This window comes from Cupriavidus sp. 05L411 (genome assembly GCF_056398045.1).
This window is the reverse complement of sequence record NZ_JBFTOQ010000010.1, coordinates 1-12,158: the sequence shown is the minus strand read 5'-3', so window position 1 is coordinate 12,158 and position 12,158 is coordinate 1. Positions and strand designations below refer to the sequence as shown.

Here is a 12,158-nt window from a genome sequence, read left to right as displayed (position 1 = left end):
TTTCTTTGGGGCTCAGACTTGCGGGCTCGACGTCGCGGGCGACGTCAGTGAATCATGGTAGAGCGGCTTATCGTCGGCCACGCTCTGATACCAGCCAATCACATCGGCCACGCCAGCAATCAGCGTGATGAGTGCCGGGCCGGCGAGCGGCACCTGCCCGATCCCGTCGATCAGGGCCAGCACCACGTCCGTCATGCCACCCGCCTCGTGCGGCTTGCCGAGGGCTGTGGCCGAGGCCACGTCCAGCGGCGACATCCCGACCAGCAGGCGTGCGCCGTCAGCGCCAGCGCTGGCGCTGGCTGGCTTGGTTCCGCTCGGAAGAGCCTCCAGTCCCAGCGCGCGCTCGTCCATCGACAAAGCGCTCGCCTGGCTGCCGCCCTGCGCGATATTGGCCATGGCTGGCATGGCAATGGCTAGCAGGGCTGCCAGGATGGGCGCGCGCAATGGCGCGCCAAGGCGGGATATGCGCTTCATGATGCCTCCTTGTGGCAGGGATCGGGATACCGGCCCGCCGCAATGCCAGCATGCCGTGCCCGATTTTCTTGCAGGGGACAGTAGAAGCGGGAAGCGTGATTCGGGCAAGAATCCGTGTTAGCAGGATGACTCCAAACGCCGCCCCCTCTCACGCGGCGCTGACCTGCATGCTGGCATTTGCCAGCAACTGCTCATAGATAAAGCACTGGAGCAGCGTCAGCTCGCGCTCTCCGAGGGCGTCGAACACAACGCCGAACGTGGGAAACTCCACATCGCCCTCGGCAGGCAACGCGTTGCGCACCACCCCGTCGACCATGATCTCGCTGTCCAGCGCGGCGGTGCGCAGATGGAAGCACAAGCGCACCACCGCACCGGATGCCGGCACTGCGCCGGCGATCTGGATCTGCGCGCCGCCAGTGCTCAGGTCGGTCAGCAACACCAGACGGGCAGGCCGGTGTTGTGCCGCTGTCTCATCGTCCGTGCTGCCGGGATCCACCAGGTAAGCCGCCAGCCGCGTCGGCACACGGGTCGCCTTGCGCACCGGCATCTGCTGCGGCTCGGCCGGCGCCGACAAGACCAGGTAGCGGAAAGGACTGCGGCAGATGGCGGTCACCGTCGACTCGAAACTGAGGATGGCGTGACCGGAAAAGCCGCGCAGCAGCACCGTCTCGCCGGGCTTGAGCTGCAGTTCCTTCCCGCCGAGCTGCGGCCAGGTCACGAACAGGCCCTGCTCGACAAATCCGATCAGCCGGCTGGCCGCGGCGCGCCCGGTCTGCCCCGCCGACTTGACCTGGAGCAGCGTGCCTACCTGCAGGCCAAGCGGCCCCGCACTGGCCTGCCGCCCGCTGTCCATCGGCTCGCCCGGTTCGCCCAGCTCGTCCTCTGGCCGGCACACCGTGCCATGGCGGAACACCAGGGCGACGTCGCGGTCCTCGGGAATCACGCTGCCGCTGCCGAGCACAAGATTGCCTGCCTCGTCCAGCAAGGACCAAGGCAAGGGCTGGCCGACGGGGAGATCGTTAGGGGTAAGCGCAATCATGGTTAGCACCGGTGAACGCCCGGGCAGCGGGCGTGGCAGATCCAACGGTGGGCACGGGAACGCAGGAACGGTCGTCCCGGCCACCACCTAGCGAGGCGCTCAGTGCACGGAGCGGCTGGCGCGGCTGCCGCGAGGCGCCGCGATGTACCAAGTGAATAGCGCATCTCATCCAGCTTGCTATCGGCGCATTCCTGGAAAACCTTGAGAACAATCCGACAGCCAAGGGGGCAGGCATGCCTTGACGCCGCCCCGCTTTCCTTGCAGAATCCCACCACAATCTGTCTGACAGCCTTACATATTTATCGATGACCGTCCTGAGCCGCCCCGCCTCGCTTGCCGCACGGATCGCCGACGCCCTGCGCGCCGACATCGCAGCCGGCCGCTTTGCCGCCGGTGCCCGGCTCCCGGCCGAAGCCGCACTCGGCGAGACCTTTGGCGTGAGCCGCCCCATCGTCCGTGAGGCCATTGCACAGCTGAAGGCGGACGGGCTGCTGGTCACGCGCAAAGGCTCGGGTGCCTATGTATCGGACATGCCCGGCGGCCAGGTATGGCGCATGGCCCCCGAACTGCAAGGCGGCCCGACCTCGGCCCAGCTGTTCGAGTTGCGCATGGTGGTGGAATGCGCCTGCGCCGAAATGGCCGCGCTGCGCCGCACCGAGGAGGACCTGCAAGCCATCCACGCCGCGCTGGCCGCGATGCGCGAGCACGCCAAGGACTTCACCAGCGCCGCAGCCGCCGACGTAGCGTTCCACCACGCCATCGCGCAGGCCGCGCACAACCCCTGCTTCACCGGCCTGACCGATTTTGTTGGCCAGCACATGCTGGCGGCGCGGCAAACCGCCTGGGAAAACGCCGCCCGCTTTCGCGGCGGCTCGCAGGGCGCGGACAGCGAGCACACCGCGCTGGTGGAGGCCATTGCCGCCGGCAACGCCAGCGCGGCGCGGCAGGCCGCACGCAGGCACCTCGGCGCGGCAGCCAAGCGCATGGGGCTGACTTTGCGTTAAGCCCAGGCGCGCAGAGCGCAGGGCCTATCTATCGACGGCACAACACAATCCAGGGACCCGCGGCACGCACCGCCTGAAAGGCGCCGGCCGCATCAGCAGAGAACGACAATGGAACAAGTAGATTGCGTGGTAATCGGCGCGGGCGTAGTGGGCCTGGCCGTGGCGAGACAACTGGCCATGCAGGGCCGCGAAGTCATCATCCTGGAAGCCGAGAACGCCTTCGGCACCATCACCAGCGCACGCAACAGCGAAGTGATCCACGCCGGCATCTACTATCCAGCCGGCTCGCTCAAGGCCGCGATGTGCGTGCGCGGAAAGGCCATGCTGTACGACTACTGCGCCTCGCACCACATCCAGCACCAGCGCTGCGGCAAGTTGATCGTAGCCACCACCGAGGCCCAGGTCGCCACGCTGGAAGGCATCCGGGCCAAGGCCGCGGCCAATGGCGTGCATGACCTGCAGTTGCTCAGCCAGGCCGAGGCGCAGGCGCTGGAGCCAAACCTGCAATGCCGCGCCGCCCTGCTCTCTGCGTCCACCGGCATCGTCGACAGCCATGGCCTGATGCTGGCCTTGCTGGGTGACGCTGAGAACGCCGGCGCCATGCTGGCGGTGCAGTCGCCCGTGGCCAGCGGCGCCGTGATGCCGGATGGCATCCGCCTCGACGTGGGCAGCCAGGACGACGCGGCCGGCACCACGCTACTGGCCCGCACCGTGATCAATTCGGCCGGCCTGACCGCGCCAGCGCTGGCGCGCAGCATCGAAGGCATGCCTGCCGCACATGTTCCGGCGCAGTACTACGCCAAAGGCTGCTACTTCACGCTGGCCGGGCGCGCACCCTTCTCGCGCCTGATCTACCCGGTGCCGGAGGCTGCCGGCCTGGGCGTGCACCTGACGATCGACCTGGGCGGCCAGGCGCGCTTCGGCCCCAATGTGCGCTGGATCGACGAGATCGAGTACGGCGTGGACCCGGCCGATGCCGACAGCTTTTACGGTGAAGTGCGCAATTACTGGCCGGGACTGGCCGATGGCGCGCTGCAGCCGGGCTATGCCGGCATCCGCCCCAAGATCAGCGGTCCGGGCGAGCCCGCGGCGGATTTCCGCATCGATGGCCCAGCCACCCATGGCGTGCCGGGGCTGGTCAACCTGTTCGGCATCGAGTCGCCCGGGCTGACCTCCTCGCTGGCGCTGGCCGAGCACGTGGCAAGCCTGCTGTGAATCCCTGAACGATCCAAATGCCGGCGCGCGTCAGCGCCCGGCCGTGGCGGCATCCGCCCTGGCGTCGGACGCCGCTTCCGCACGGAACGTCATGAACGCGCACAGTGCGCCGCCCGCCGCCGCCAGTGCCGCCAGGCCGAACGTATGAGCGGGCCCTAGCGCCTTCCACGTCCACCCCATCGCCAGCCCGCCGCAGGTGCCGCCAAGGCCGTAGGAAAGGCCGGTGTAAAGAGCCTGGCCGCGCCCCTGCAAGGGACCCGCGAACCAGCGCTGCAGGCGCTTCAGGCTAGCGCTATGGTGCGCGCCAAAGGTGGCCGCGTGCAGCACCTGCACCAGCGCCATCAGCCATGACAACTGGGCAAAATAGCCAGTCAGGCCGAAGCGGATCGCGGCCAGCACGAAGGTGCCGGCCAGGATGGTGCGCAACGGTACGCTTGCGAACAACCGCCCCTGGTAAAAGAAGAAAACGATCTCGGCCACCACGCCGATGGTCCACATCACGCCGATGGCAAACTTGCTGTAGCCAAGCTGCTCCAGGTACAGCGAATAGAACACGTACAGCGCGGCATGGGCGAACATCATCAGGAACGCCGAGCCGAAGAACCAGCTCACATCCGGACGGCGCAGCAGTGGCAGCGCCGGCGGCGGCTTGACGCGCGGCCCGTCGTCGGGCGCATCGCGCATGCCGAACACCACCACCAGGAACAGCGCCAGCATGGTGCTCGCCAGCCACGGGAACACCTCCATGCCGTAGCGCTCGAACAGCGCCCCGCCCAGCAGCACGGCCGCGATAAAACCAGCCGAGCCGAACATGCGGATGCGCCCGTAGCGGTAATCGAAGCCGCCGTAGCGGCGCAGCGTGGAGATGGTGAGCGCGTCGCCCAGCGGAGACATGGCGCTGGTGATCAGGTTCAGCCCGATCATCATCGCCATCATTGCGCCGTAGCTGGTGACGCCGGGCACCATCAGGAACGCCAGCAAGGATGTCACGGCGGCCAGGCGCAGCAGGCGCACGCGGGTATGCATCACGTCGGACAGCCAGCCCCAGAAATACGGGCCGACGATGCGGCTGACCTGGAAGCAGGCCATCAGCACGCCGATCTGCACCGGGGAAAAACCGCGCCCGGCGAAGAACAGGCTCACATAGGGGGAGATGACGCCGACGTAGCCGTAGTAGCCAAGATAAAACAGGCCAAAACGCGTCTCGGAGACGCGCCCGGTACCCGCGGCGCGGCCATGTTGTTCCGCCTGCGCCAACTCAGCGCGACTGGCCGGACTGGGGCGACTGGGCGGGAATGCGCGGGGTATCGACCTTGACGTCGCCGCACTGGGCGCGGTGGCGCAGCGCATGGTCCATCAGCACCAGCGCCAGCATGGCTTCGGCGATGGGGGTGGCGCGGATGCCCACGCAGGGATCGTGGCGGCCGAAGGTTTCCACCGTGGCGGGCTGGCCGGCCTTGTCGATGGATTCGCGCGGGGTGCGGATACTGGAGGTGGGCTTGATTGCCAGCGAAACGGTGACGTCCTGGCCGGTCGAGATGCCGCCAAGCACGCCGCCGGCGTTATTGCCACGGAAGCCTTCGGCGCTGAGCGAGTCGCCATGCACGCTGCCGCGCTGGCTCACGCTCTCAAACCCCGCGCCGATCTCCACGCCCTTGACGGCGTTGATGCCCATCATGGCATGCGCGATATCGGCATCGAGCTTGTCGAACAGCGGCTCGCCCAGGCCCACCGGCACATGGCTCGCCACCACCTCGATGCGCGCGCCGACGGAGTCGCCGTCGCGGCGCAGCGCGTCCATATAGGTTTCCAGCTCCGGCACGATCTCCGCATTGGGGGCAAAGAAGGGATTCTCCGGCACTTCCGCCCAGTCCACGAACGGCACGCGGACTTCGCCCAGCTGCGACATATAGCCCCGGATCTCGGTGCCGTACTGCTCGCGCAGCCACTTCCTGGCCACGGCCGCCGCCGCCACCACCGGCGCCGTCAGGCGGGCCGACGAGCGGCCACCGCCGCGATAGTCGCGGATGCCGTACTTCTGCCAGTAGGTGTAGTCAGCGTGGCCCGGGCGGAAGGTCTCGACGATATTGCCGTAGTCCTTGCTGCGCTGGTCGGTGTTGCGGATCAGCAGGCAGATCGGCGTGCCGGTGGTCTTGCCCTCGAACACGCCGGAGAGGATCTCGACCTGGTCGGGCTCCTGGCGCTGCGTGACGTGGCGCGAGGTGCCGGGCTTGCGGCGATCCAGGTCCAGCTGGATGTCGGCCTCGGTCAGGGACATGCCCGGCGGGCAGCCATCCACCACCGCGCCGATGGCCGGCCCGTGCGATTCGCCGAAAGTGGTGACAGTGAAGAGCAGGCCGAGAGTATTGCCGGACATGATGGAAGGCCGCGCAGGGCGTGAGAATTGGGGAACGGGCTACATTGTAAGGCTTTTGCCGCCCTTCCGGCCCTCCCCGGCCCTCGCTCAGGGCGCGGGCGCTGCCTGCAGGTCCGGATAGAAGCGCTCCCGCATCCGCGCCACGTAGGCCACCAGGCTGGGGTGGGATTCGGCGGCGGTACGGATCGGCGTGTCGAACAGCGGGCACAGCGCGCCGGCCATGAAGGCGAATACCGTGGCGTCGGCGCCGCAAGGCTTGTCGCCCATCAGGTAGGGCTGGCTGCCCAGCACGTCGGCCACGGCCGCCACATCGCGGCCGGCGATCGCAGCCAGATCGGCCGGGCTATGGCGCCCGAGCCCCTGCGTCCACAGGATGCGGCGGATCTTCGAGCGCACAAAACGCATCGCCAGCCCGCGCACCGGCCACGGCACGGCGCGGAAAAACGTCGCCGGACCCCGGGCAAAATTGGCGTCATGGTTCCAGCGCGCGTCGGCCACCGCCCAGTAGAAGTTATCTTCCAGCATCTTCTCGACCGCCCAGGCCGTGCCACGCTGGGACTGCGTCAGCCCTTCATCGAAGTCGATGTGGTAGGTCTTCTCCAGGTGCCAGCGGATCAGCGTGGAGTCCGCCACCACGCGGCCCTCGTCGTCGAGATAGGGCAGCTTGCCCTTGGGCGCGCGCCGCAGGCCGCCCTGCGCGGCGCGGTACGGCAGCCCCGCGAGCTTGAGCAGCATGTCGGCCTTGGTGACGAAAGGGCTGGCGTCTGGCAGGCCGAAGGCCGGCCCGAAGGTGTAAAGCGTGATCATGGTTGCCGCCTCCCGCTTGTCGTTAGCGCCACTCGCCGCGCAAGCCCTGCACCACCTGCTGCAGGCCCTCCGGCGTGGCCAGTTCCGGTGCGATCGGGTCGCCCACGACCAGCTCCAGCCGGTTCAGGATGCCACGCCGGAATGGCCGGGACATGGCATTGCCACCCTTGCGGGAGAAAAAGCTGCCCCACAGCCCCCGCAGCGCCATCGGCACGACCGGCACGGGGGTGCGCCGGATGATCTGCTGCACGCCCTGCTTGAAGGGATTGAGCTCGCCGGTGGCCGTGATCTTGCCCTCCGGGAAGATGCAGACCAGGTCGCCGCCGGCCAGCGCCCGCGCGACTTCGTCGTAGGCGCGCTCCAGCATGACCGGGTCCTCGTGCGCCGGCGCGATCGGGATCGCCTTGGCCTGGCGGAAGAACCACGACATCAGCGGCACCTTGAAGATGCGGTGATCCATCAGGAAGCGCACCGGCCGCGGGCTGGCGGCCATCAGCACCACCGCATCGGCAAAGCTGACGTGGTTGCACACCAGCACCGCCGCGCCCTCGGCCGGAATGTGCTCGGCATTGACGCGCTTCAGGCGATACACCGTATGCACCAGGATCCAGGCAATGAAGCGCAGCAGGAACTCCGGCACCAGCGAGTAGATGTAGATGGCAACCATCGCGTTGAGCAACCCCACCACCAGGAACAGCTGCGGAATGCTGAAGCCGGCCTGGGTCAGCACCACCGCCAGCAGCGAGGAGCCGATCATGAAGAAGCTGTTGAGGATGTTGTTGGCGGCGATGATGCGGGCCCGGTGCGTCGGCGCACAGCGGCTCTGGATCAGCGCGTACAGCGGCACGCTGTAGAAGCCGCCGAACATCGCCAGCAGGAACAGGTCGAACAGCACGCGCCAGTGGCGCGGGTCGGCGGCAAAGCCGGCCAGCCCGGACAATTCGCTGTGCTGCTCGCCGTTGCTGGCGAAGAACAGGTCGACCGCGAACACCGTCATGCCAATCGAGCCGAACGGCACCAGGCCGATCTCGACATGCCGCCCGGACAGCCGCTCGCACAGCAGCGAGCCGGTGCCGATGCCCAGCGAAAACACCGCCAGCAGCAGCGTCACCACGTTCTGGTCGCCGCCCAGCACGTCCTTGGCAAAGCTGAAAAACGAGGTGAGGAAGGTCGCGCCCAAAAACCAGAGCCAGGAAATCCCCAGCAAGCTCAGGAACACCGTGCGGTCGGTGCGCGCCAGCTTGAGGTTGCGCCAGGTCTCGGTGAACGGGTTCCAGTTGATGCGCAGGTCAGGCTGCGGCGCCGGCGAGTCCGGCACGCGCGCGGACACCATGCGGCCGGCCAGCGCCAGCACCACGCAAGCTGCGCCGACATAGAACGGCCCCACGATCTTCTCGCCATGGGTCAGGCCGGCCAGTTCGCCGCCAAGCAGGGTGCCGAGCAGGATGGCCACGAAGGTGCCCATCTCCACCAGGCCGTTGCCGCCCACCAGTTCGGTCTCGTCCAGGTGCTGCGGCAGGTAAGCGAACTTGACCGGGCCAAACAGCGTCGAGTGCAACCCCATCAGGAAGGTGCCCGTGTAGAGCAAGGGCGCGCTATGCATGGCAAAACCCGCCAGCCCCAGCAGCATGATGGCGATTTCCAGCGTCTTCACCAGCCGGATCAGCCGGGACTTCTCGATCTTGTCGGCGATCTGGCCGCTGGTGGCCGAGAACAGCACGAACGGTGCGATAAAGATGGCCGAGATCAGGAACGCCGCGCTCTTGGCGTCAACACCGTCGAACAGGGCCGTATGGTAGGTGACCAGCGAGGTGAAGGCGACCTTGAACAGGTTGTCGTTCATGGCGCCCAGGAACTGGGTCCAGAAGAACGGCGCGAAGCGGCGCGTGCGGAGCAGACGGAATTGGTTTTGTTGGCTCATGTAGCGCTCATGTCGCGGTCGGCTCAAAAAGATGCCGCGTCGTTGCGCGGCATTTACCACTTATACGGACTACGGGCGCGCCCCAGGAGGGTGCACAGCCCGAAGCGCCTCGATCGGCCCAACCCGGCCGCTGCTACGTGGCGCCTCTCGCGCCAAGGGCGGCTCAATCGGTCTTTTCTTCCGGCCAGTCGCGGATGTAGGCCTTGAGCATGCGGTTCTCGAAGCTCTGCTCTTCCACCACGGCCTTGGCCACGTCGTAGAACGAAATCACGCCCATCAGCGTCCGATTGTCCAGCACCGGCAGGTAACGGGTGTGGCGCTCCAGCATCATGCGGCGGACTTCATTGACGTCCGTCTCCATGGTGCAGGTCAGCGGCGCGTCGTCCATGACCTTGCGCAGGCTGGTGGTGCCGACATTGCCGCCGTTGGCGGAGAGCGTCTTGATGATCTCGCGGAAGGTCAGCATGCCGACCAGGTCGCCGTATTCCATCACCACCAGCGAGCCGATATCGTGCTCTGCCATGATGTTGACCGCCAGCAGCAGTGACGTTTCCGGCTTCACCGTGTAGAGCGTGTTGCCCTTGATCTGCAGGATGTCGCTGACTTTCATGATGGTCTCCGCTTCTCTGAATCTGCTGTTTTGCTGTTTATTACCTGCCGCCGCCGGCATGGCCTGATGCGCCGATCCTAGCCGAAACCAGCCGCCCAAGTAAAGCACGGGCCGCCGCCGGGGCCGCCAAGGCTATTTGCCATGCCCGCAGCGGCAGCGGATGCTACGATGCGATCCGGAGACAACTCTAGCCCTTGAAGCCATGTCCGGTACCCGTTTCGACACCCTGGCGCTGCATGCTGGCGCCGCCCCCGACCCCGCCACGGGGGCCCGGGCCACGCCCATCCACCTGACGACATCCTTCGTCTTTAAAGACAGTGAGCACGCCGCCTCGCTGTTCAATATGGAACGCGCGGGCCACGTCTACTCCCGCATCTCCAACCCGACGGTCGCCGTCTTCGAGGAGCGCATCGCCGCCCTGGAGAACGGCGCCGGCGCGATCGGCGTGGCTTCGGGCCAGGCCGCGCTGCATCTGGCGGTGGCGACGCTGATGGGCGCGGGCTCGCACATCGTGGCGTCCAGCGCCCTGTACGGCGGCTCGCACAACCTGCTGCACTACACGCTGCGCCGCTTTGGCATCGAGACCACCTTCGTGCAGGCGCGCGACATCGACGCCTGGCGCGCGGCCATCCGGCCCGAGACCAAGTTGCTGTTCGGCGAGACCCTGGGCAACCCCGGGCTGGACGTGCTCGACATCCCGACCCTGGCGCAGCTCGGCCAGGACAACGGTATCCCGCTACTGGTCGACTCCACCTTCACCACGCCCTACCTGCTCAAGCCTTTCGACCTGGGCGCCGGCCTGCTCTATCACTCGGCCACCAAGTTCCTGGGCGGCCATGGCACCACCATCGGCGGCGTACTGGCAGAAGGCGGCACCTTCGACTTCGAAGCCTCCGGGCGCTTCCCGGAGCTGTCGGAGCCCTATGCTGGCTTCCACAACATGGTCTTTACGGAGGAGAGCACGGTGGCGCCGTTCCTGCTGCGCGCGCGCCGCGARGGCCTGCGCGACTTCGGCGCCTGCCTGAGCCCGATGGCCGCCTGGCAACTGCTCCAGGGCATCGAGACGCTGCCGCTGCGCATGGCCCGCCATGTGGACAACGCGCGCCGCGTGGTGCAGTTCCTGGTGTCGCACCCGATGGTCGAGTCGGTCGCCTATCCGGAGCTGGAATCCCACCCGGACTACGAACTCGCCAAGCGCCTGCTGCCGCGCGGCGCGGGCGCCGTGTTCAGCTTCAACCTCAAGGGCAATCGTGCCGCAGGCCAGCGCTTCATCGAAAGCCTGGCGCTGTTCTCGCACCTGGCCAATGTGGGCGACGCCCGCTCGCTGGTGATCCACCCGGCCTCCACCACCCACTTCCGCATGGACGCCGCGGCACTGCAGGCGGCCGGCATCAGCGAAGGCACCATCCGTCTGTCGGTCGGACTGGAAGACCCGGACGACCTCATCGACGACCTCAAGCGCGGCCTCAAGGCAGCCGAGAAAGCCATGAGCGCCAAGGGAGGGCAAGCCTGATGGAACTGACGATCGCAGGCCACAAGGCCTACGCCTACACCGGCGGCAAACCCTTCGACCCCGCCCTGCCCTGTGCCGTGTTCGTGCACGGCGCGCAGAACGACCACAGCGTCTGGGCCCTGCAGACGCGCTGGTTCGCCAACCACGGCTTCAGCGTGCTGGCGGTGGACCTGCCCGGCCATAACCGCAGCGAGGGCATGCCCCTCAAGACGGTCGAGGCGATGGCCGACTGGGTGATAGAACTGGTCCGCGCAGCCGGCGTCAGCACCCCCGCGCTGGTCTTCGGGCACAGCATGGGCTCGCTGATCGCGCTGGAAACGGCCGCCCGCCACCCGGAAGCGGTACGCGGCATCGCCCAGCTTGCCACGGCCTACCCGATGAAAGTCGCCGACGCCCTGCTCGACGCCTCGCTCAACCGCGTGGACCAGGCCATCGCCATGGTCAACGCGTGGTCGCATTCCAGCCTCGCCAACAAGCCCTCCTCCCCGGGACCGGGCTCGTGGATGCAAGGCGGCAGCCAGCGCCTGATGGAACGCGTGGCACAACGCAACCCCGAAGGCCACGTCTTCCACAACGACTTCTCCGCCTGCAACGCCTACGCCAACGGCGACGCCGCGGTGGCCGCCGTGCGCTGCCCCGCCCTGTTCATCAGCGGCAGCAAGGACATGATGACCTCGCCCAAAGCCGCCCAGGCGCTCGCCGCCAGGATGGCATCGGCCAGCACGGTCACGGTGCCCTGCGGGCACGCGCTGATGGGAGAAAGGCCGGATGAGGTACTAGACGTGCTGGCGGCGTTTGCGCGCAAAGTGGTAGCGGCAGGTTGAAGACGGCGGCGTAGCGAGCGCCCGCACTCTCCCCCGGCCCCTCTCCCACAGGTGGGAGAGGGGTGCCAACCAGCGGACATAGCGAACGATTCGGTGTGGCCGTGTTTCCCGCCCGAAGGGGCGGGAAACACCCACGGCGATGCGAAGCGAGCCGTGGAGGTGTGCCAAGGCCGTATGGGGCGCCTCGGGATTCGGCGAAAAGAGCGGAAACGAGGGACCCATGTCTTGCAGTGGTCTAATTTCCTCGGACAGGTCGATAGGGTGACAATCCATATCGACGAGGAAACAGATGACAAGACAACGCCGACAATTTGATGCCAGCTTCAAGCTGGAAGTAGTACGGATGGTGAAAGACCAGGGGCTATCGGTGGGCG

Annotated in this window: 11 protein-coding genes; 4 read left to right on the top strand and 7 right to left on the bottom strand. The window is 67.2% G+C overall.

The genetic code is table 11. The annotated features are described in order from the left end of the window. Positions 1–12: 12 nt before the first annotated feature. Positions 13–474: a hypothetical protein gene (locus tag AC1DQR_RS14155; RefSeq protein ID WP_416048144.1), complete on the bottom strand. Its 462-nt coding sequence runs from the start codon at positions 472–474 to the stop codon at positions 13–15. Between the two features lie 148 nt (positions 475–622). Then, positions 623–1,513: a flagellar brake protein gene (locus tag AC1DQR_RS14150; RefSeq protein ID WP_416048143.1), complete on the bottom strand. Its 891-nt coding sequence runs from the start codon at positions 1,511–1,513 to the stop codon at positions 623–625. 305 nt (positions 1,514–1,818) lie between these two features. On the opposite strand from AC1DQR_RS14150, the gene AC1DQR_RS14145 reads away from it, so the two are divergent. Both AC1DQR_RS14145 and AC1DQR_RS14140 read left to right on the top strand, forming a co-directional pair. Beyond that, complete coding sequence (locus AC1DQR_RS14145) at positions 1,819–2,517, top strand: FadR/GntR family transcriptional regulator (protein WP_416048142.1); 699 nt, start codon at positions 1,819–1,821, stop codon at positions 2,515–2,517. A gap of 108 nt (positions 2,518–2,625) precedes the next feature. Beyond that, the gene (locus AC1DQR_RS14140; RefSeq protein WP_416048141.1) at positions 2,626–3,732 is read left to right on the top strand and encodes an NAD(P)/FAD-dependent oxidoreductase; all 1,107 of its coding nucleotides are present in this window, start codon (positions 2,626–2,628) and stop codon (positions 3,730–3,732) included. 30 nt (positions 3,733–3,762) lie between these two features. On the opposite strand, the gene AC1DQR_RS14135 is transcribed toward AC1DQR_RS14140, so the two are convergent. The 5 genes from AC1DQR_RS14135 to AC1DQR_RS14115 form a co-directional block, all read right to left on the bottom strand. Then, positions 3,763–4,989, bottom strand: coding sequence for an MFS transporter (locus tag AC1DQR_RS14135; RefSeq protein WP_416048140.1), 1,227 nt, complete (start codon positions 4,987–4,989; stop codon positions 3,763–3,765). Position 4,990: 1 nt separating this feature from the next. After that, positions 4,991–6,109, bottom strand: a complete 1,119-nt coding sequence (gene aroC / locus AC1DQR_RS14130) for a chorismate synthase (protein ID WP_309405460.1) — start codon at positions 6,107–6,109, stop codon at positions 4,991–4,993. Positions 6,110–6,196: 87 nt separating this feature from the next. Next, on the bottom strand, positions 6,197–6,916 hold the full coding sequence (locus AC1DQR_RS14125) for a glutathione S-transferase C-terminal domain-containing protein (RefSeq protein WP_174422767.1): 720 nt from the start codon (positions 6,914–6,916) through the stop codon (positions 6,197–6,199). 22 nt (positions 6,917–6,938) lie between these two features. Continuing rightward, a complete protein-coding gene (locus tag AC1DQR_RS14120; protein WP_416048139.1) occupies positions 6,939–8,837 on the bottom strand; it encodes an MFS transporter in 1,899 nt (632 codons plus the stop codon). Positions 8,838–9,000: 163 nt separating this feature from the next. Beyond that, positions 9,001–9,447 (bottom strand): CBS domain-containing protein, encoded by a 447-nt coding sequence (locus AC1DQR_RS14115; RefSeq protein ID WP_006163173.1) that lies wholly within the window; start codon positions 9,445–9,447, stop codon positions 9,001–9,003. Positions 9,448–9,649: 202 nt separating this feature from the next. On the opposite strand from AC1DQR_RS14115, the gene AC1DQR_RS14110 reads away from it, so the two are divergent. Together AC1DQR_RS14110 and AC1DQR_RS14105 are read left to right on the top strand one after the other, a co-directional pair. Continuing rightward, positions 9,650–10,960 (top strand): O-acetylhomoserine aminocarboxypropyltransferase, encoded by a 1,311-nt coding sequence (locus AC1DQR_RS14110; RefSeq protein WP_183031501.1) that lies wholly within the window; start codon positions 9,650–9,652, stop codon positions 10,958–10,960. Continuing rightward, a complete protein-coding gene (locus AC1DQR_RS14105; RefSeq protein ID WP_477133173.1) occupies positions 10,960–11,784 on the top strand; it encodes an alpha/beta fold hydrolase in 825 nt (274 codons plus the stop codon). Before AC1DQR_RS14110 ends, AC1DQR_RS14105 begins: the two co-directional genes overlap by 1 nt. Positions 11,785–12,158: the final 374 nt, after the last annotated feature.